The sequence below is a fragment of the Wolbachia endosymbiont (group A) of Conops quadrifasciatus genome (assembly GCF_964027015.1).
Classification (GTDB): domain Bacteria; phylum Pseudomonadota; class Alphaproteobacteria; order Rickettsiales; family Anaplasmataceae; genus Wolbachia.
Genome location: NZ_OZ034722.1, coordinates 237,899 through 258,643 on the forward strand (window position 1 = coordinate 237,899; position 20,745 = coordinate 258,643).

General features: G+C 36.3%; 15 protein-coding genes and 1 pseudogene. 9 read left to right on the forward strand and 7 right to left on the reverse strand.

Annotated elements, in window-relative coordinates; translation table 11 throughout:
- Positions 1 to 67 precede the first annotated feature (67 nt).
- Positions 68 to 538, reverse strand: coding sequence for a hypothetical protein (locus AAGD69_RS01240; RefSeq protein ID WP_341812299.1), 471 nt, complete (start codon positions 536 to 538; stop codon positions 68 to 70).
- A gap of 159 nt (positions 539 to 697) precedes the next feature.
- Between AAGD69_RS01240 and AAGD69_RS01245 the strand changes: the two genes are divergently transcribed.
- Entirely contained in the window at positions 698 to 1,993 is a 1,296-nt protein-coding gene (locus tag AAGD69_RS01245) for a cbb3-type cytochrome c oxidase subunit I (RefSeq protein WP_341812300.1), read from the forward strand.
- Between the two features lie 719 nt (positions 1,994 to 2,712).
- On the opposite strand, the gene AAGD69_RS01250 is transcribed toward AAGD69_RS01245, so the two are convergent.
- Both AAGD69_RS01250 and AAGD69_RS06940 read right to left on the reverse strand, forming a co-directional pair.
- Positions 2,713 to 2,970 (reverse strand): hypothetical protein, encoded by a 258-nt coding sequence (locus tag AAGD69_RS01250; protein WP_341812301.1) that lies wholly within the window; start codon positions 2,968 to 2,970, stop codon positions 2,713 to 2,715.
- Between the two features lie 63 nt (positions 2,971 to 3,033).
- Positions 3,034 to 4,977 (reverse strand): annotated as a pseudogene (locus tag AAGD69_RS06940) (hypothetical protein); the annotation flags it as partial.
- A gap of 137 nt (positions 4,978 to 5,114) precedes the next feature.
- Here AAGD69_RS06940 and AAGD69_RS01270 point away from each other — a divergent pair.
- Positions 5,115 to 6,464 carry a phosphomannomutase/phosphoglucomutase gene (locus AAGD69_RS01270; RefSeq protein ID WP_341812305.1) on the forward strand — a complete coding sequence of 450 codons (1,350 nt, stop codon included), beginning with the start codon at positions 5,115 to 5,117 and terminating at the stop codon, positions 6,462 to 6,464.
- 361 nt (positions 6,465 to 6,825) lie between these two features.
- Positions 6,826 to 9,507 (forward strand): pyruvate, phosphate dikinase, encoded by a 2,682-nt coding sequence (gene ppdK, locus AAGD69_RS01275; protein ID WP_341812622.1) that lies wholly within the window; start codon positions 6,826 to 6,828, stop codon positions 9,505 to 9,507.
- Positions 9,508 to 9,952: 445 nt separating this feature from the next.
- Here ppdK and AAGD69_RS01280 read toward each other — a convergent pair whose 3' ends face one another.
- A complete protein-coding gene (locus AAGD69_RS01280; protein ID WP_341812306.1) occupies positions 9,953 to 11,248 on the reverse strand; it encodes a Na+/H+ antiporter NhaC family protein in 1,296 nt (431 codons plus the stop codon).
- A 175-nt stretch (positions 11,249 to 11,423) separates the two neighbouring features.
- Here AAGD69_RS01280 and AAGD69_RS01285 point away from each other — a divergent pair, with 175 nt between their 5' ends.
- Positions 11,424 to 12,383 (forward strand): RluA family pseudouridine synthase, encoded by a 960-nt coding sequence (locus AAGD69_RS01285; protein WP_341812307.1) that lies wholly within the window; start codon positions 11,424 to 11,426, stop codon positions 12,381 to 12,383.
- A 7-nt stretch (positions 12,384 to 12,390) separates the two neighbouring features.
- On the opposite strand, the gene AAGD69_RS01290 is transcribed toward AAGD69_RS01285, so the two are convergent.
- Together AAGD69_RS01290 and aspS are read right to left on the reverse strand one after the other, a co-directional pair.
- On the reverse strand, positions 12,391 to 13,653 hold the full coding sequence (locus AAGD69_RS01290) for an MFS transporter (protein ID WP_341812308.1): 1,263 nt from the start codon (positions 13,651 to 13,653) through the stop codon (positions 12,391 to 12,393).
- A gap of 61 nt (positions 13,654 to 13,714) precedes the next feature.
- Positions 13,715 to 15,517 carry an aspartate--tRNA ligase gene (gene aspS, locus AAGD69_RS01295; RefSeq protein WP_341812623.1) on the reverse strand — a complete coding sequence of 601 codons (1,803 nt, stop codon included), beginning with the start codon at positions 15,515 to 15,517 and terminating at the stop codon, positions 13,715 to 13,717.
- Between the two features lie 317 nt (positions 15,518 to 15,834).
- Here aspS and AAGD69_RS01300 point away from each other — a divergent pair, with 317 nt between their 5' ends.
- The 3 genes from AAGD69_RS01300 (at position 15,835) to AAGD69_RS01310 (ending at position 17,249) form a co-directional block, all read left to right on the forward strand.
- On the forward strand, positions 15,835 to 16,266 hold the full coding sequence (locus AAGD69_RS01300; RefSeq protein ID WP_341812309.1) for a hypothetical protein: 432 nt from the start codon (positions 15,835 to 15,837) through the stop codon (positions 16,264 to 16,266).
- Between the two features lie 3 nt (positions 16,267 to 16,269).
- Entirely contained in the window at positions 16,270 to 16,893 is a 624-nt protein-coding gene (ccmA, locus tag AAGD69_RS01305; RefSeq protein WP_264328441.1) for a heme ABC exporter ATP-binding protein CcmA, read from the forward strand.
- Between the two features lie 125 nt (positions 16,894 to 17,018).
- Positions 17,019 to 17,249 carry a hypothetical protein gene (locus AAGD69_RS01310; protein ID WP_341812310.1) on the forward strand — a complete coding sequence of 77 codons (231 nt, stop codon included), beginning with the start codon at positions 17,019 to 17,021 and terminating at the stop codon, positions 17,247 to 17,249.
- A gap of 373 nt (positions 17,250 to 17,622) precedes the next feature.
- Here AAGD69_RS01310 and pdhA read toward each other — a convergent pair whose 3' ends face one another.
- The gene (gene pdhA / locus AAGD69_RS01315; protein ID WP_341812311.1) at positions 17,623 to 18,603 is read right to left on the reverse strand and encodes a pyruvate dehydrogenase (acetyl-transferring) E1 component subunit alpha; all 981 of its coding nucleotides are present in this window, start codon (positions 18,601 to 18,603) and stop codon (positions 17,623 to 17,625) included.
- A 65-nt stretch (positions 18,604 to 18,668) separates the two neighbouring features.
- On the opposite strand from pdhA, the gene hemJ reads away from it, so the two are divergent.
- A complete protein-coding gene (gene hemJ / locus AAGD69_RS01320; RefSeq protein WP_265033563.1) occupies positions 18,669 to 19,097 on the forward strand; it encodes a protoporphyrinogen oxidase HemJ in 429 nt (142 codons plus the stop codon).
- A gap of 284 nt (positions 19,098 to 19,381) precedes the next feature.
- Positions 19,382 to 20,704, forward strand: coding sequence for a tRNA (N6-isopentenyl adenosine(37)-C2)-methylthiotransferase MiaB (gene miaB / locus AAGD69_RS01325; RefSeq protein ID WP_341812312.1), 1,323 nt, complete (start codon positions 19,382 to 19,384; stop codon positions 20,702 to 20,704).
- Positions 20,705 to 20,745 lie beyond the last annotated feature (41 nt).

Consider the following 20,745-nt stretch of genomic DNA (forward strand, 5'->3'; position numbering starts at 1 on the left):
TTATTGTGGAGCCGTGTGCGGGAAAGCTGCATGCAAGGTTCTTGTGGGGAAGTTATAAGAACAAAACTCAAACAAGAGGTATAGGACTATGACTTCTACCGAACATTAACTCTATATTGTCGGCAAGTGTCGTAATTTGATTTGCAATACGTCCTGATAAATTATTTTGAAAGAATTCGTGAGAGCTACTTAAGGCATAATTCAATGCTCTACTAATGATTTGAATTTTAATAACAGCCTGGAATTTATAATTAATGTATTCGACTCCGCGCCATGTAACATTATCAAAAATTATAAAATTTAATACAATCAATACAGCAGGCCAAGTTAAGAGAGAGATGTTACCCACTTGTACCTGGGGCAAAATATTGATTATATGTTTAATCAGCATACTGTTAAAAGGTCCCCAAAACCCCGCAAAGATTGCAAGGGAAACAAAAATCGAGACCGATAATTTGTATGGCTTCAAAAAATGCCAGATGAAAGAATATAAAGTTTTAGCTAGCTGATGATTCATTTGAACATTCAATTTCTTCACTTTCCTTTTTATCTGGCCAAAACCCACCAACTTGCGCATTCCATAAGGATATGACCTGCTTTGCTGTGATATTATTCATCAATGCCAATTAATTTGAAAAATTTATAGCGCTTTATATTATAATACTTTATCAATCAAAAATAAAAAGAGAAAATGACCGTGCTCAACATACAAAATAACGCTACACTTTGCAAACAGTGGATATTCTTAGCAGTATGTGCCCTTGCTTGCTCTGGGTTACTGTCAATAATCGTTGTTTTTCTACGATTGCCTTTTATCTCCTCTCTTGTTCCTTCTGCACAATATATCTTTGATAATGCGCTGGTGATACACGTGAACTTGTCAATTTTGGTGTGGATGTGCTCTATAATATCTCTGCTCTTTATCATAAACCTACAAAATACCAATAGTTGGTTTAACTTTTCATGGGTTCTATCAACCCTTTCGATGCTGCTCATGTTTATATCCGCATTCGTTCCAAACACTGAAGTTATCAAAAGTAACTATATTCCCGTGTTACAAAACAAATTATTCTTATTTGGTCTTGGTTTGTTTACCACCAGTATATTAGTAAATGCAATGCTAGCATACACATCAAAAAAAGAGGTTTCATTTCTCTCTGTGGGGCAAGTTGGGCTGGTTATTACACTTGTTTCGTCATTTCTTTGCTTTGTTTTAGCATATCAAAATATGCCTCCAGGTCTATATCACTCAGATAAGAATTTGTTTTACGAATATCTCTTTTGGGGAGGCGGACATTTATTGCAGTTTGCTTTTACTCAAGGAATGTTTTTAGTCTATTTAATAATGTTAAGCGATGCTAGTTTAGCTTCAAGCAATAAAATTACTATTTTACCACTATTTATAAACACAATTTTGGCTATGGGTGCATCGTTTATATATTTTGTTTATCCAGTTGATAGTGCCAAGTTAATACAGTTTTTTACTTGGCATATGAGGATTGCTGGAGCAGTTTTGCCGTGCTTTTTGATAATATTAGTGTGCTGCAACATCAGGACTTTTATTAATGATAAAAGCAACTATTTATTACATTCATTTTTATTGTTCATTTATGGAGATGTGCTTGGAGTGCTGACTATTGAAGGTAATGTCACCATTCCCGCTCATTATCATGGTTCTGTAGTTGGTATCACTATAGCTTTTATGAATTTCATTTATTGGCTGTTACCTAAATTAAACTTTAAAGAGGTAAAAAGTTCCATGGTAAGATTACAGATTTATGCGTACAGTGTGGGACATTTTCTCCATATTACTGGACTTGTATGGCTTGGTGGATATGGTGCCTTAAGAAAAGTTGCAGATCTGCCAAGTATTTCATCAATGTTGGCACGTGCTTGTTTTATTGCGGGTGGAGCTATATCAGTTATTGGTGGAATGTTGTTCGTAATAATTGTGCTTTTACATCTGTTAAAAGGTAAAGCGCGTACCAACTAACCCATAGAAACGAAAAAACTTACTTGACAAACTCCGCCAGGCACCTTATTGTAGTAGTAATGGTATTTATGACTCAAAACTTGTTTTTGACCTGCAGGCTCAATGACAAAATTCAGTAAAAAACTCATGGTATTTATTGGCGGATTACATAAAATTATAGCGGCTGCATGTCTTTTTTATTTTTTCTACATTCAGCCAAATCGCGCTTATTTTAAGCGTTAGCACATTATTACAGCGCCAGTTTAAATTATTATAGGGTCAAAACTCGCACCACGGGAGTTCTTTGCCTTTTTTTTCTGTCTGGTAAATTTCTTAATGTTTGTAGCTAAAGCAATTTAAGAGACCGAAAATGGTGTCATTCCAGCGTGTGACGCTGGAATCTAGTCTTTATTATGCAGCCACTTATTTAAAGTTAAGTTTTCTGGATCCAAGTAGTCAGGGCACTGGGATGACAGGAGAAGGTACTACCCTGACAACCGTCATCCCGCTACGTGTTAGCGGATGAGATACCGCGAATGAATCGCGGTATGACGGTCTGCGGCGGAATGACGATAACCTCGTCATTCCGCTACTCGTTAGCGCCGTGGCGGTATGACGTCTTAGCTATAGTTAACAATAGAAGCAAAAACTCATCTTTTTGGAAGAGGAGGAGATGTTTCCGAAACCTCAGCGGGGATTGATTTTGGATCTGATAATTCTGTATTTACCTTGATTGGCTCTCATGGAGTTTTCTGCTCTTCCGGTTTATCGTCTGGAATTGGAACAGGCCAATCCATAATATTTTGTGTTATAACTTCTGCTTCTTTAGCTTCTTTTTGACCTGTTGAAGATGATGCATCAACGCCTGTATTTTTAGTAACTTCTTGTTTTAGTTGTTTATTTTCTTCTTGTAATTGCTTTAAATTTTTCTTTAACTCGTCAATCTCTCTTATTTTTTGTTTTAATTGCTTGGATATAGTTAGTTTGTCTCTAGTCAAATTTTTGTTTTCTTGTCTTAACCCACTAGCTATTCTGCTTGAGTTATTGTTTACAGCTTATATACCTTGGTCTTGTACGTCGTTCTGTTGCATGCTTGTTCCTCTACTTTCATATTCAACTTCAGTTTGAGTTGATGTAGCTGCTGTCTGCTGCTGTAGTATGTTCTGCAATTGCTCTAGACTCTCTTTTACATACTTCAGCTCTTCTTGTGTATGTGTTAACATCCCTTCCTTTTCCTTAAGTTGATATTGAAGTTTTTCTATTTCCCCTTTCGTATTTTCTTCGCTTAGCTCATCTGCAAGTGATCTTCCAGGTTCAAGTTGTCGAATTTCCCTCTCTAAATCTTCCTTTTCTCTCTGTAATTCATTTAATTCTTTAGACAATTGGTTCGCCGTTTCAGCCAATGTATTGTTTTCCTTTTTTGTTTCCATCAACTGTTCTGCCAACTGCTTTTCATGATCATCCTTTAAATCTTCCACTATTTTCTTCAGGTCGTTCTCCAAATTTGCATTCTTTTCCTCTGGTACAGTTAAATTAGCTTCACTTTGCTTCAATTTCTTCTGTAGTTCTTTGTTTATCCCATTTACTGATTGAACTTCATCTTCTTTGTCTTTCAACTGATCATTTAAGCTCTTTATTACATCATTTTTATCCTGTAGTTCTTTCTCTATCTTTTGTGTTAACTGCTCAATATTTTGATCCTTCCAAGCTAATTCTTGCTTCATCCTTTTCAATTCAGCTTTAAGTCTTTCAGCTTCTTCTTCCCCAGTTTGCTTTCCCTCACTTAATGCGCTTATTTGTGTATCACCTTCTTTTTCTATCTTTTGATTAAGTTCTTCTAATTTTTCGAGTTTCTCTATAAGTGACTCAATAGAAGCATCTTGCTCCTTTATTCTTTGATCTCTTTCAAATATCGCTCGCTGCTGTTCATTAATTTTATCTCTCAAGGAGTTACGTTCTAATCTTAGATCCTCAAGCTGCTTTGCCTGCGCTGCAAAATATTTAGCAAATGTTTCTTTTCCTTCCTCTAATTCCTCAATTTCATTTATAATTTTGTCTACTTTATCTTTTAATCCTTCTTGCTCATACTCTTCTTCATCACTAGACATATCATTCTCAAATATTTCATCTTCATCACTAAATTCACTAACACTAGAGAAAGAACTTCTACGTGAAGAAGGTGTACTAGGAGAGGAATACCCACTGCTGCTTGGTGTAGGTGACTGTGGTGATATATGTGGATCTTTAATATTTCCTCTGCTGGTACTTGCTGATCGTCTACACTCCTGGACATGTCAGTAAAAGCTTGATGCAGAGTTTTTCCATTGATAAAAACTTCTTTATTCTGCTCAACTAATTTTAATATTTTATCTTTTGTTTCCTCTGGTGTGAACTTTAAATCACCAAACTTTGGCTCACCAATGACACTTTGTATACCACCAGAATCCAATTTTACGGTCATGCTACAGTCTATGTTATTACCTTCAGAATCTTTTAGCCTGCCAGTTAATGGTCATTTCACATGAGCTTGAACCAGTAAAATCATAGTGCCTTTCGCTGCCTTTTTTGGTTGCAGTTATTTGACTATCTTCCCCTAAAGATATGTTATAAACCTTACCTTCACTGCTGGCCCTTAAAATATTGCTAATTTCTATTGGTTTTTCTTCATTTTCAAATCTAATTTTGAAGTCATTATCTGTTGTTGAATACGCTAAGAAGTTTTGACTAGGCAGAGACGACTTAAGTTCTTTATGCATTGCGTCTATTGATTGCTCAAATTTTTGGAACTCCTTTTCCCACTTTAAATTTATCTGTCCTGTAATGTCCTCATCTTTGCGTAAAGGACCAATAAAGTACCAGATTAAATTTTCTTCCTCCAGTCTTTTAATAAAATCCTGAAGATCGTTGCAAGATTCAATGATACTTAGAATATCATTTTTCTTCTGTTCATCTACATCTAAACTTTGACCCTCAGCTATAAATACACTTTCGTTCTCCCATGGCATAATTTTACACTTTTAGAAATATACTATAATACTAACAACTTTGATTAAAAAATCAACTAATTATGTGGGTAAATAAAGAAGAAACTTGAGCACTTGTCCATTATGTTATATAGTAGTTACTCCTTAAGCAGTGCAGTATGGACAATACCATTATAAGAAAATACGATATTAGAGGTATAGTAGGCAAAGATTTGCAGATTAATGATGGGTACGAGATAGGTAGAAAGTTTGGCCAAACCGTAGCTAGTGTTTGTGTCGGCTACGACAGCAGAATAGATTCACCGGGTATAGAAAGAGAATTAATTAGGGGCTTAACTTTATCTGGAGTAAATGTTATACGCGTTGGGCTATGCTCTTCACCTATGCTCTACGCTGCAACACAAATCACACAGGCGGATCTTGGTATCATAATAACTGCCTCTCATAACCCCAGCGAATATAATGGCTTTAAATTTTTTAGTAATAAAAAAGTCTTCTCAGATCAAGAGATAAAGGAAATTATAAGCAGTCCAATTAAAAACAGTACAAGAATTGGAAGCTTAATTAACATAAATATATATAGTGAGTACATTCGCATATTAAAAAGTGCAGTGAAGAATAATACTACACAGAAATTAAAAATAGCCTGGGATTGTGGAAATAGTCCAGCAAGTGGAATTATAAGGTGTATTGAAAAGATCTTGCCTGGTCATACGCATATCGTAACCAATAACTCTATAGATGGGGCATTTCCACTGCATGATCCAGATCCCATAGAGGAAAAAAATCTCGCTCAATTAATTGACATTGTGAAGGAATATGGATGTGATCTTGGCATTGCGCTAGATGGCGATAGCGATAGGGTGCGCTTAATTGATAATAAAGGCAGTGTTGTTTCCAATGACCATTTATTTATAATTTTTGCACGTGAAGTGCTGGAGGAATATCCAGAAAGCAAAGTTATTGCTAACGTAAAAATGAGTATGAAGGTACATGATTTTGTTAGTAAGTTAGGAGGGCAAGTTATTACCTGCGCTACTGGACATTCACTAGTTAAGAAGAAGATGGTAGAGGAAGAGGCAAAGTTTGCTGGTGAGTTAAGCGGGCATTTCTTCTTTTCTGAGCTAGGTTTTGATGATGGGCTATATTCTGCTGTTAAAGCAGTTGACATTTTGCTTAAGAAAAACCAAAGCCTATCTCAGGTGATTGAGGATTTACCGAAGTTATATATCACTCATGAAGTAAAGATTGTAGTGAAAGATGAGAAAAAATTTCAAATAATTGAATCAATAAAGAAAACACTAGAGAAGCAAAATATTGTATTTTCAGATCTTGATGGTGTTAAAGTAACCGATAATAAAGGTTGGTGGCTTCTTAGGGTATCAAATACGCAAAACTGCATTACAGCAAGATGCGAAGGAGAGACTTTAGAAGGTTTTGAACTTACTAAAAAGGTTTTGTTCCATTACATTGATGAAGCAAGGTCTTTAAATTGTAGCTGCTCATAGCAAAATTAACCCTATCTCTTAAATAGAGCCACTTAAGGTGGCTGCTCCTGAAACCCGATTTCAAAGGGCCTTCCTTCATCTTCAATAAAACAAACATTACTTTGTTTGTTACTGCAGCACACCATTATTCTTAGGGTTGAAAAACTTAGAAAGAGCCATAAAAAAATTTTTAAATATATCTTTATATTATATATTCTTATTGATAATAATTTGTCATCTTTTTTGTTAACTTTACTGATGTTGCCAGAAGGAACGTTGTTGCCAAATTTTGTAAAATTTATTATCCTAAAGTTTCAAGTCCTCACAGTTTTATTGGAACTATATGTACAATGTGTTTATCAGTGAAAATCCGGAGAAAATGATGGGGGAAAAGTTAATACATTACTTTAGCCAGGGTAAATGCGAAGGCAATGCAGAAATGAAAAATCTGCTGGGAGGAAAGGGAGCAAATTTAGCAGAAATGTGCAATGTTGGCATTCCTGTTCCACCTGGTTTCACAATTTCCACCTCTGTTTGTCAGGCCTACTGTCAGGATAATGAATTGTCTAACGACCTACGTAACGAGATTAAAAACTACATGGCGATGCTCGAAAATGACATCGGTTGTAAATTCGGGGATTTAAATAACCCCTTATTAGTTTCAATACGCTCTGGTAGTGTTAGTTCAATGCCGGGCATGCTTGATACTATTTTAAATGTTGGTTTAAATGATGAAACAGTTATTGGGCTTGCAAAAAAAAGTGGAGAACGTTTTGCCTATGATAGCTACTGCCGTTTCATCATGATGTACTCCAATGTTGTACTACAGCTTGACCATCACCTATTTCAAGATGTTGTTGATAATGAACAGCAAAAGAGTGGAGCAAAAAGCTTAGCTGATCTTGATGTTGATGTTTTAAAGAGAATTGTTAACAATTTCAAAAGGATAGTACATGAAAAAACAGGAAAACATTTTCCGCAGAACGTTGAAGAGCAATTGTTAAACTCAGTTAATGCAGTATTTACCTCTTGGAAAAATGATAGGGCTGTTTCCTATAGAAGAATACATAACATTCCTGAAAACCTTGGAACAGCGGTCAACGTGCAAGCAATGGTTTTCGGTAATTTAAATGATAATTCTGCAGCTGGTGTGATATTTACACGAAATCCTTCAACTGGAGAAAAAAAGCTTTTTGGTGAGTTTTTGGTTAATGCTCAGGGTGAGGATGTGGTTTCTGGTGTTTATACTCCTATGCCAATTGACGGAGAGCAAGAAAACACCATGGAGAAGTTGCTGCCAAGTGTCTACCGAGAATTATGTGTGGTATGTGAAAAACTTGAAAGGCATTATAAAGACATGCAGGATATTGAATTTACTGTGCAGGACGGTAAGTTATGGATTTTGCAGACTAGGTATGGCAAGCGCACGGCTGAAGCTGCTATTCGCATAATAGTTGATATGGTAAATGAAGGAACGATTACAAGAGAAGAAGGAATATTGAGAATTGATCCAAAAACTTTTGACAATTTATTGCATCCAGTTCTTGACGTTAAGAGTGACCAAAAAGTAATAGGGAAGGGACTGCCGGCTTCTCCAGGGGTTGCTTCTGGATATGTAGTGTTTAGTGCAAGTGATGCTGAAAAAGCTGCAGAGCAGGGTAAAAAAGTGATTTTAGTAAGGTCAGAAACGAGTCCTGAAGATATTAATGGAATGAATGCTGCAAGTGGCATAGTAACAGCACGGGGAGGGATGACCTCGCATGCTGCTGTTGTAACCCGTGGAATGGGTAAGCCATGCATTTGCAGTGTAAGTGGACTTTATATCGATAAAGATGGAACTTTCTTTTCTGTGGGGGATACAAAAGTAAATAAAGGTGAACCAATTACCATCAACGGAGGAACAGGGGAGGTTATGCTTGGCATTCTTCCTACAATTTCACCTGAATTATCGCAAGAATTCAAAACGATAATCAGCTGGATAGATGAAATCAAAACGGTCAAAGTGAGAGCGAATGCTGATACTCCAAAAGATGCAAAAATTGCAAAAGAATTCGGTGCAGAAGGTATAGGCTTATGTCGCACAGAACATATGTTTTTCGCTAGTGATAGAATCGAATTCATTCAAAAGTTGATAATAGCTGACGATGAAAATGAAAGGGCAAATGCGCTCATTAAACTGGAAGAAATGCAAAAGTCTGATTTCAAAGAAATATTTTCTATTATGGAGGGCAGGGAAGTCACTATACGGTTGCTTGATCCGCCTTTGCATGAATTTTTACCCGATAATCAGTCTACTATAGAAAAAATTGCTAAATCGCTCAATAAGTCAGTTGAATCAGTAAAAAATAAAATAGCACAGTTGTCAGAAAAGAACCCAATGCTTGGCCATCGAGGTTGTAGACTTGCCATTTCTCATCCTAAAATATATAGCATGCAGATTAGGGCAATACTTAGTGCTGCAAATGAGCTAAAAAAGGAAAAAAGTGTAGAAATCAAGCCTGAGATCATGATCCCTTTTATAATGAATGAGAAAGAATTTATTCTGATATGCGAGCTAGCAAAGAAAGAATCCTCTGTCATCTCAGCTGGAATCCAGACGCAGATTCCAGCGTTACGTGCTGGAATGACATCAGACAAGGCTTATTCAATTGGAACGATGATAGAACTACCAAGAGCAGCACTGATTGCTGATAAGTTAGCAAAACATGCAGAGTTTTTTAGTTTTGGCACTAATGATTTAACGCAAACAACCATGGGACTTTCAAGAGATGATTCAGTTAATTTCCTCGATTCTTATAAGGAAAGCAATATATTTGACAATGATCCATTTGAAGTGCTGGACATCGAAGGGGTAGGAGAGTTAATCAAGATAGCCATTGAAAGAGGCAAAAAAACCCGAAAAGAAATAAAACTAGGTATATGTGGAGAGCATGGAGCAGATCCAAAATCTATAGAGTTTCTCATCGAATCAGGGGTGGATTATGTTTCATGCTCACCCTATAGAGTACCGGTTGCAAAGTTAGTGGCAGCACAGTTTAGTGTAAAATCTAAGTTTGTTGGGTAAGTGAGAAATATAGCAATAATATAACCACTGGTGACTTTCCTCACTTAGACAACTGTGTCAAGCACTGGAATGACACCATTTTCGGTCTCTTAAATTGCTTTAGCTACAAACATTAAGAAATTTACCAAATAAAAAAAAGGCAAAAGAAACCCCAGGGTAGCTAGTATTCAAATTCCCCCTTGTCTATTTGACGTCTTTTACTGTCTTAAACGCTTTATAAGCACGTTTCAGCTTGTATAGGTAGAAACCTAAAAGTTTTATAAAGACATGAGGTGCACATAGTGCAAAAAATTAAGCATGATTTACGCCAAATACATTAAGTTTTTTTGTCATTAATCCACTGCAGAGATTGCGAAGATAAATAAATAGCTTCAGTTTTATGATAAGGGGGCTGGCAGAGTTTTTCAAGTAATTCCGTTTCTTATGGGTAAAAAAAAGAGAAACTCTAAGTTGCAGCCGCACAATGTTTCTCTTTTCTGCTGTTGATGATTATTTCGCCTATTGTAACTGCTGCTAGAATAAAGCAGTAATATACCTGTGTTAATAAAGAAACAGGTGATACAGAAGCTATACTTCCTGCTAGCAATAGTTGAGAACCATAAGGTAAGATGCCTTTTGTAGCACAAGCAAAAACATCTAATAAGTATGCACTGCGGTATGGTACAATATCGTGTTTCTGTGCGAGTCTTTTTGCAATGCCACCACTTAGTAAAATAGCAATGGTATTATTGGCAACTAAGGTAGTAAACATAGACGCAATTCCTGCTATCACAAATTCAGCTTTAGTTTTTGTGATATTGCTTTCATCGATGAGTTTATGCAACGCTTTTTGACCTTGTTTGTACATTATATGGCTCAACCCACCGATAAATAGAGCAAATATCACTATTTCGTTTACTTTTTTGAAACCGTCATACATGTCATGAGGAAATTGAACGATGGCATAATCAAAAAAAGCTATTCCTAGCACACCAGCAATAATTATGTTTACAGTTATTGTTACTAAAGTGGTGACTTCAAGCAGCCCCATGATTATTAAAGAAATATAAGGAATAATTTTTATTATAGAATAATAATCTAAATTTGATATAGAAATAATTTTTGTACTACTTGAAATCACTGCCAGATAGGTGAGTGTTATAATACCTGCAGTAAATGCAACCTTAGAGTTTATTTTAAGTTTATCTTTTGCTGAAGCTCCCTGTGAAGAAACAGATGCAATGGTGGTATCAGATATCATTGAGAGGTTGTCACCAAACACGGCACCACCTACTACAGTTGCAGTTCCTATTTCAAGGCCAAAAGCTCCACTTTTTGCCAGATTAACAGTTATAGGTACCATCAGCGCAACAACTCCCATAGATGTACCAATTGCAGTTGAAATAAAAGCAGAAGCCAAAAATACTCCGGGCAGCATTAATCTTGCTGGAAGGAAATTAAGAATTAAATTAGCAACAGTGTCTGCGCTACCAATTGATTGAGTAACCGCAGAAAATGCTCCAGAAAATAAAAAAATTAAACACATAGTAAGGGTATTTTTGTCACCCATGCCCTTGATAACAGTATCGATGTTATGCTGAATTTTATTTGTACCACGTGAGACAGCAAAAAATAGCGCTGGTAACAAGCAGATTACTGGTGAAACCTGATGAAGTGGATTATCAGTTCCGATAAAAGAAAAATAAGCACCACTTCCAAGGTACAAGATTAAAAAAATAATCAAAGGGACAAAAGCTGTCATTTTACTGTACCTCAAACTTACGACTATAACTAATTAAGTGGTTTTAAGCAAGTTTGGTTTTCACTAGTTTTGCAGGAAGTTGACAGCAGAGTTTTAAACTTCATATTTAATCTACTAAATAAATAGCACATGTAGCCGAAGGGTTTATATCTTGTGCTATACTTTATTTTATGTCATGCAAACAGTTGATATTAGCATACATCCAAATAAAGTAATGGAGAATATAAAAACCATATCAGTAAAAGACGATAACGTTAGGCTGGATAGGTACATCAGAAGAATCTTTCCTGATCTAAAGCAATCTGTAATTGAAAAATCTTTAAGGAAAGGGTTAATCAAAGTTGATGATTGCAAAGCAAAGTCTAGTGATAGAGTAAATTCTGGACAAACTATAACGCTGAAGCACTTGAATTATATTGAGAACGCTAATTCTGATCGCAAATATAATGAAAAGTTAGTGAATCTACTAAGAGAGAACATATTATATGAAGACGAATATATACTAGCTATAAACAAACCCGCAGGGGTCATCGTTCAAGGTGGCGTAAAAGTAAAGATTAGCATTAGTGATTTGCTTGACCAAATAAGAGAGGAAGAAACATTTAAAATTGTCCATAGGCTGGATAGAGATACTAGTGGAGTGATAATATTCGCACGCAATGCTAGTGTTGCCAGATACCTTATGGAGGAATTTAAAGGACGAAGGGTAAAAAAAACTTACTTGGCATTGACTTCTGGCATACCGAGCAAGGATAGTGGAACAATAGACTATCCATTGGTGAAAAAATATGTTTCAGGTCAAGAAAAAGTAGTCGTTGATGAAAATTCACCTCAGAATGCCACTACGCATTTTTCAATTATAGCAAGGTTAGAACATAATGTCGCTTATTTAAAATTACAACCAATTACCGGCAGGACCCATCAGTTACGTGCACATTTAGCTCATATAAATTGCTCTATTCTTGGTGACGGTAAATACGGTGGTAAAAAAGCTTTTATTAATGGGGTAGCAAATAAAATTCACCTTCATTCGCATTCTTTATCTTTAAAATTACCAAGCAATAAAGAAATCACTATTACCGCTCCTATCCCTAAGCACATTGAAAAGTCTATTAAAGTGCTATTTTTCGACTGAAACGATTTCACCAATCAACTTTTCTGTCTTTGGCTTTGATTTGAAGCACAGATATTAGGCTAATTAATGCGCAGGCAGTAAGATAAATACCTGCTGCAAGTTTTGTTTCGGTTTTTTCTATAAGCCACATGCATATGTATGGAGAAAGGCCACCAAAAATTCCTGCAGATATGTTATGTGCGAGGCTAAAGCCGGTACACCTAACTTTCGTTGGAAATAACTCACAGGCAAGAGAATTATATATCCCAAAAGATGCACCTATCGGCACACTTATCAACAGAAAAGTGAGCGTTACAATATAGTGATTATCATACGATAATAGCGAAAGTGCCGGCAAACCGGCGCAAGCTAGAGCTACTAATGTAGGAATCATTACATTTTTTCTTCCAACTTTATCAGACAGTATTGCAAACAGCACTGCAGACGCTCCAAATGTAATTTCAACTATAATCCTTACTACATTTTTAATATTGATGCCTGAGAGAATAAGTTCTTTTACAGATATGTTGTAAAACATGATTGCTGAATAAACGATTGCATTTTGGGCTATACCAAGTCCAATTGCTATCACAAATACTTTTTTATAGTCCCTGATTAATTCTAAAAATGGAGAATGAGATAAGCTTTTATTTTTATCGTGTGTTTTATATGCTAAGCTCTCTTCCATTATATATCTTGTTAAAAAGCCTATTATGCCCATAATGAAGCAGAAATAGAAGGGCAACCTCCAGCCCCAAATTTCATAATTTTCACCTGTAAACTTTTTGCAAACAGCTATCATTACAAAGCATGTAATAGAACCAAAAGCACCACTAAAAGCTTTCATGCTACCTAAAAAGCCTAGATTTTTTTTATCGCTTGAATGCTCTATTAAAAAAGCTGAATTGATACTTGTTTCTCCACCTGCTGCCATTCCTTGTGTTATTCTACAAAGCAGAAGCAGTATAGGAGAAAATATTCCTATTTCTTTAAAGCTTGGTATAATCGCAATTGCAGTAGATGATATCGAAGCTAATATTACGGAAGTCAGCAAAATTTTCCTTCTGCCGTATTTATCTCCAATGTAACCAAAAATAAATGCACCAAGTGGTCTAAATCCAAATCCAATTGCAAAACTACCAAGAAATTTGATTGTGCTTAAATAATCGCTTTCTGAAGGAAAAAAAACATTGCTTATTATATGTGTTAAAACTCCAAATAGAGTTAATTCATACCATATAATCATGTTGCAGATTATGCCCGATAGTATTGCCTTTTGGATGTTAGTCATAATCTTTCAATTTAACATAACCTAATATATCATTAACCGGTTCTCCTTGCTATAAGATTTTTCACTCAATGATCTGCAAAGACAACTCACGTAAATGCTTATCCTCCACCTTGGAAGGAGCACCCATTAGAACATCTTCACCTTGCTGGTTCATAGGAAAACAGATTACTTCACGAATATTTGGCTCATCAGCAAGCAGCATAACCATTCTGTCAACCCCTGGTGCTATACCGCCGTGAGGCGGCACTCCGAACCTGAATGCACAAACGAGCGCACCGAATTTTGTATCAACTTCTTTTTTGCTGTAGCCTGCAATGGCAAAGGCCTTATACATGATATCCAGCTTGTTACTACGAATCGCCCCGCTTGACAGTTCTATTCCATTGCAAACAAGATCATATTGGTAAGCAAGGATATCCAGTGGATTTTTGTCCTCTAAATCTTTCAAGCCGCCATGTGGCATGGAGAATGGGTTATGAAAGAAATCGATTTTTTTACTTTTATCGTCATATACAAAATAGGGAAAATCAATGATCCAACAAAACTTGAAGATATTATCATCTATAAGACCTAATTCTGACCCTAAAAGAGTGCGCAATTTTCCTGCAATTGTTGCTGCCTCATTCTCTTTGTCAGAAGCAAAAAACACGCTGTCTCCAGGCTTTATATCCGTTATTTCTTTTATGGAATTTAGCCTATTGTTATCGAGGAATTTAGCAATCGGTCCTTTCGCAGTTCCATCTTTATCAAACGTTATATATCCAAGACCCTTAGCACCGAATTCTCTTTGCGCATGTTCTATCTTTTTATCAAAGAAGCTGCGTGGTTCCTCTGCTGTTTTAGGTGCAGGGATGGCTCTCACTACCATACCGCGCTCAATATTGCTTTTGAAAATATTGAACCCTGAATCACGGAAAATTTCTGTAACATCGCTGATTAATAATGGATTGCGCAAATCTGGCTTATCAGAACCATATTTGAGCATTGCTTCTTTATATGTAATACGTGGAAAATCTTTATCGACAGACTTACGAGAAAATTTAGCAAACACTTTATATAAGGTAGACTCAATAATCTGAAAGATGTCTTCTTGAGTCACAAAAGACATTTCAAGATCTAGTTGATAAAACTCCCCCGGAGAACGTTCAGCCCTTGCGTCTTCGTCACGGAAACACGGTGCAATTTGAAAATATTTATCAAACCCTGAAACCATGAGCAATTGCTTAAAAATCTGTGGAGCTTGCGGCAATGCATAAAATTTACCAAGATTTAGTCTGCTTGGCACCAAATAATCACGTGCACCTTCAGGGGACGAAGCAGTAAGTATTGGAGTCTGAATTTCCAAAAACCCTTGCTCTATCATGAGCTTGCGGAGTTCTGCAATAATTTGTGAGCGCAGAATAATATTGTTGCGGGTGTTTTCTCGCCTTAAATCAAGAAAACGATATTTAAATCTCATATTTTCTGGGTATTCTTGTTTGCCAGCAATGCTCGCTAATATACTTCTTTCTTCTTTTGCTATTTCTTCATCACAGTGGAACTCAACTTCTGATTCAACGTGTAAATTGCTAACTACAACCTCAATTTCTCCGGTTGCGATAGAGCTGTTTACCGTATCTTCAGTTCTAGCTTCAACTATTCCTGTAACAGTAATTACACTTTCTGATTTTAAATTTGAAATCTCATCAAAAAAATCTTTGTCATTATTAAATACTAGCTGAGTGATTCCGTAGAAGTCTCTTAAATCAACAAAAATTAGGTTACCATGGTCGCGCTTACGGTATAACCATCCAGAAAGGGTAACTTCCTTTCCTACATCATTCTTCCTTAATTCATTGCACGTGTGAGTCTTGTAGCAGTTCATATTTGTTTTACTTCTAAATTCTTTAAGAAGTATAAAAATAAACCTTACTACATACAAGCCCATTCATTCGGGTATAGCTAAAGTAATTCAGGTTTACCTATAATTTGATAAGCGCAAAATCCGTCATTCCGCTACGTGTTAGCAGCTGAGATACCGCGGCGGTATGACGTAGGGAGACCTGATCTGTAGCTGTATTTGTCCAATTTACGAAATAGAGCAGTATTACTTTTATACTGTCTTTACCCGCAAAAAAATTGCACAATTTCTATAATTATGGTATAATAGTAAGGGTGTTTTTAATGAATTAGATACAGGAAATGCCACTTACACAGATCATATTATATAGCGTAACATTACTTGCTGTAGCTGCAGTATTTCTCTTTTTGAGAAAAATATACAAAAATCGCATTAGAAAAATCATATTTCCTAGAAAAGTTTTTAAAGAAGAGTGGAAAGAAGACAGAAAATTCAATGAATTATATCAAAAAAATAAGCAAAAAGAGTTGATGAAACAACAAGAAACGCTACGCGAGAAACAAAAAGATGTGCAAGTTTATAAAGAAGATCCAGAAATAGTTGACATAGCAAAACCGGTAGGTAAATGGACAAAGATGGTTATGATGGGTAATGGTTTAATGCAGCGTTTTGCACAATTGATACATAGAGAAGGCGGACAGAAAGGATTTTGGGAGCTGTTTGTAAAAGCTCAGGCTTCAACTCAAGGTAAACATAAGGGGAAGGGCAGATAATTCATGCTCGAATGTGAAAATTTATCCTGCGCTCGTAATAACAAAGTATTATTTAAACATCTCAGTTTTAAAGCTGAGCCAAAATCAAAGATTCTAATCACTGGTCCAAATGGTAGTGGTAAAACCAGCTTAATTAGAAGTTTATCTGGACTTTTACCGCCGGTATCAGGCAATATAAGGTACTGCGGAAAAGACATATATGATGATCCAAAATCCTATATACCTTCTATGGTATATATAGGCCATAAGAATGCCTGTAAAGATAGCTTAACTGTTGCTCAAAACATAGAATTCTGGGCAGGAATACGAAATACTAGGGAATTGATTGTGGCAGCTGTTTGTTGCTTGCAGTTGCAATCTGTACTTAATATTAGATATGGCGAACTTTCTGCAGGCTGGAAAAGAAGAGTTGCGCTTGCTCGCCTCTTGATTTCTAATGCAAACGTTTGGCTGATAGATGAACCATTTTGTAATCTTGATAGTGCAACGTGTGAATTAGTGCTGAACCTAATCTCAATACGCTCTGAGCAAAATGGTATAGTAATTATTACAGGGCATAGCTCTACAGAGCAATTGTGTGATTTTACAACGATTGATATACGCGATTTCAATAGACTTCTTGCATAGTTTTTGGCAGCACGTTAACAACCGTTAGAAACGAAAAAACTTCCTTGACAAACTCTGCCAGCCCCCTTATTATGACAATAAGGGTATTTTTGACTCAAAACTTGTTTTTGATCTGCGCAGGTTCAATGACAAAATTCAGTAAAAAACTTAGGGTATTTTTTGGCGGATTACATAAAATTATAGCGGCTGCATGTCTTTTAAATTTTTCTACATTCAGCCAAACCGCGCTTAAACTAAGCGTCAGCACATTATTACAGCGCCAATTTAAAGTATTAGAGAGTCAAAACTCGCACCATGGGATTTCTTTGCCTTTTTTTTTATTTGGTAAATTTCTTAAATATTTATGGCTAAAGTAATTTAAGAGACCGAAAATGGTGTCATTCCAGCGCATGACGCTGGTTCACTCTATGACGGTGTCATCCCAGTGCCCAGACACTGGGATCCAGTTTTCTTTACAAATTCACCAAAAGTGCTTCATTCTATAACGCAAAACCCATATTCACCAAACCCAATGCATTACTTGCAATTAAGTTTCCTGGATCCCAGTGTCTGGGCACTGGGATGACAAGAAGAGGGCACTGGGCCGTCATAAAGGAATCAGTGTCAGCTACTCGGATGACAAGAAGAAGACTACTTAGATGACGGGAGAAGGAGCTACTTGAATGACATCGTTTACTATACAATGTTCGTACAGTTAGTTGCCACCTGGATAAAAAAAAAGAAGCCTACTTAGCTAACAAATTTATAAACATCAGTATACAACTCATCAACGCTTGGTTCTTTACTATTTTTAGCAAAATCTTCCGACTTTTTTACTAAATCATGTATTTCCTTATCAATTACTTTGCACTCTTCTTCTGAAGCAATTTTATTATCTGTCATGTACTTCTTTAAAGTGCTTATAGGGTCATGATTTTGCTTCATATCTTCAACTTCTTCTTTTAAGCGATAAGTAGCAGGATCTGACATCGAATGGCCGCGATATCGATATGTCTTCATTTCAAGCAGGATAGGCCCTTTTCCGCTGCGTGTGTGTTCCGCTGCTTCGCTTGTAGCCGCATAAACAGAGAAAAAATCCATTCCATCAACTTGTTTTCCAGAAATACCAAAACTTTCTCCTCTTTTATATAACTCTGTTACTAAAGTTGATCTTTGCACAGAAGTTCCCATTGCGTATTCGTTATTTTCTATGATGTAAACCACAGGCAACTTCCACAAAGATGCCATATTAAATGATTCATATACTTGTCCTTGATTTGCAGCACCGTCACCAAAATACGTGAATACCACGTTATCTTTTTTCTTATATTTATTAGCAAATGCTATTCCTGTGCCAATTGGAACTTGTGCTCCCACTATTCCATGTCCGCCGAAGAATTTTTTTTCAACGTCAAATACGTGCATCGAACCACCTTTACCTTTCGAGCATCCTGTTTCTTTGCCAGTGAGTTCTGCCATTACAACATTTGGATCAGAATCACATGCGAGCATTAAGCCATGGTCTCTATAACTTGTGATAAAAGCGTCACCTAATTTTGATGCAGCTTGAGTTCCAACTGCAACTGCTTCTTGCCCTATTGATAGGTGACAGAACCCGCCTATTAATCCCATTCCATATAATTGTCCTGCTTTTTCTTCAAATCTGCGTATGAGTAGCATTTTCCTGTAGAATCCAATTATCTGTTCTTTAGTGAAATTTTCTGCTTTCATATCGATTTCTTTTTCATTAAACTAAAATAATATCAGAAATTTTTAACATTTTGTAATAAATCTCAATGGATTACTACCACTGGCTTGAAGCTTTTCACGTTATCTCCGCCATTATGTGGATGGCAGGCATGCTTTATTTACCCAGGCTTTATGTCTACCACGCAACTGTAAAACCGGGATCGGAAAATGATAGCTTGCTTCAAACAATGGAAAAGAGGCTACTTAGATATATCATAAACCCTGCAATGCTTTTCTCACTTGGTCTTGGAATCACATTAATGGTTATTAGGGAAGCATATCGTGAAGGGTGGTTTCATGTGAAAGCACTAGCATTATTTTTTATGTTTGCTATTCATGGACTGCTTGCAAAATACAGAAAAGATTTTGCAATGGGTTCAAATGAAAAAAAACACGTTTATTTTCGTGTTTTAAATGAAGCAGTTACAGTATTGATAATAGTTATAGTTATTATGGTTGTTGTAAAACCTTTTTGACTGACTTTACCCAGAAAAAGCAGAAAGCTCAGCTACTCTTCTATTTTCATTTTTGACTTTTTTGAAAATAACATAAGCTAAAGTTACTGAGGTTTACCAATGATTTTTACAGGGATACTGGTGAAGTCGAGTTGCAATAGCTGTGTGCTTGACATTGGGATCCAATTTTATAAAAATCTATTGTGCTAGCAAGTTCACTAGATTCCAGCGTCATGCGCTGGGGTGTGCGTCTGTTGGACATTTAATGTGATTGTATGTAGGGTTTTGAAAAAGACATACCAAATATGAAAGGCCTATATATTAAAACTTACGGCTGTCAGATGAACGTTTATGACTCCGTTTTAATGGAAAATATAATTAAACCTTTGGGGTTCAACGTTGTTAGTGATGCAGAAAAAGCTGATTTGGTGATACTGAACACTTGTCACATTAGAGAGAAGGCAGCAGAAAAGCTTTATTCTGAGCTCGGGAAGATTCATTCGTCACGAAAAGAAATTACTATAGTTGTGGCTGGATGTGTAGCGCAAGCAGAGGGAGAAGAAGTATTCAGAAGGGCTCCTTTTGTTGATATTGTTGTTGGTCCGCAGAGTATCGCTACCTTACCGGAGCTGATAGTAAAAGCAAGCAGAAGTAAAGGTCATGTAATAAACACTGATTTTCCTGAAGTTGCAAAGTTTGATAAATTGCCAGATGAATGCTATGGCAATAGCCAGGGGTCTTCTGCGTTTCTTGCCATACAAGAAGGTTGTGATAAATTTTGTACGTTTTGTGTAGTACCATATACTCGTGGAGCTGAGTATTCACGGCCAGTGAATGAAATATTTCGTGAAGCATTGAAATTAGTTGCAAATGGGGCGAAGGAAATCAATTTGCTTGGTCAGAACGTCAATGCTTACCATGGGAAATGCGAAGGGGAAGTGTGGGATTTAGGCAAATTAGTTAGTCATATTGCTAAAATTGAAAAGCTAGAGAGGATTCGTTATACAACTTCTCATCCAAGAGATATGCATGAATCTCTCTACTTGGCACATGCGGAAGAGCCAAAACTCATTCCGTTTGTTCACCTGCCTGTGCAGTCAGGTTCGAATAAAATATTGCGCGTGATGAACAGGAAACACACTGCAGAGGAGTATTTCGAAATAATAGACAGATTTCGCAAATTGAAACCTGAAATCGAATTTTCTTCTGATTTTATTGTTGGTTTTCCTGGAGAAACCGAAAAAGATTTTGAAGAAACTGTAAAATTAGTAGAAAAAATTAGATATGCTCAGGCTTATAGCTTTAAATATAGCCCAAGACCAGGTACACCAGGAGCAGAAAGAAAAGATCAAGTACCAGAAGAGGTTAAAACAGAACGCCTTCTTCGTTTACAGAAATTAATTAGTAAGCAACAACTTGAGTTTAACCAGAGTATGGTAGGCAAAACTATACCTGTTCTGTTCAGTGATAAAAAAGGCAAACACCAAAACCAAATTATTGGTAAAAGCCCATATATGCAATCAGTGTGCATTGATGATCCTGAAGGTAAATACAGGGACAAAATAGTAAACGTGAAAGTGTTGGAAGCTCGGCAGAACAGTTTGTTGGGGCGTGGGGTGCAGGAATAAGTTTGTTTCTTTTTGCATTTGTAATTTTCTAGAAAGCCCTA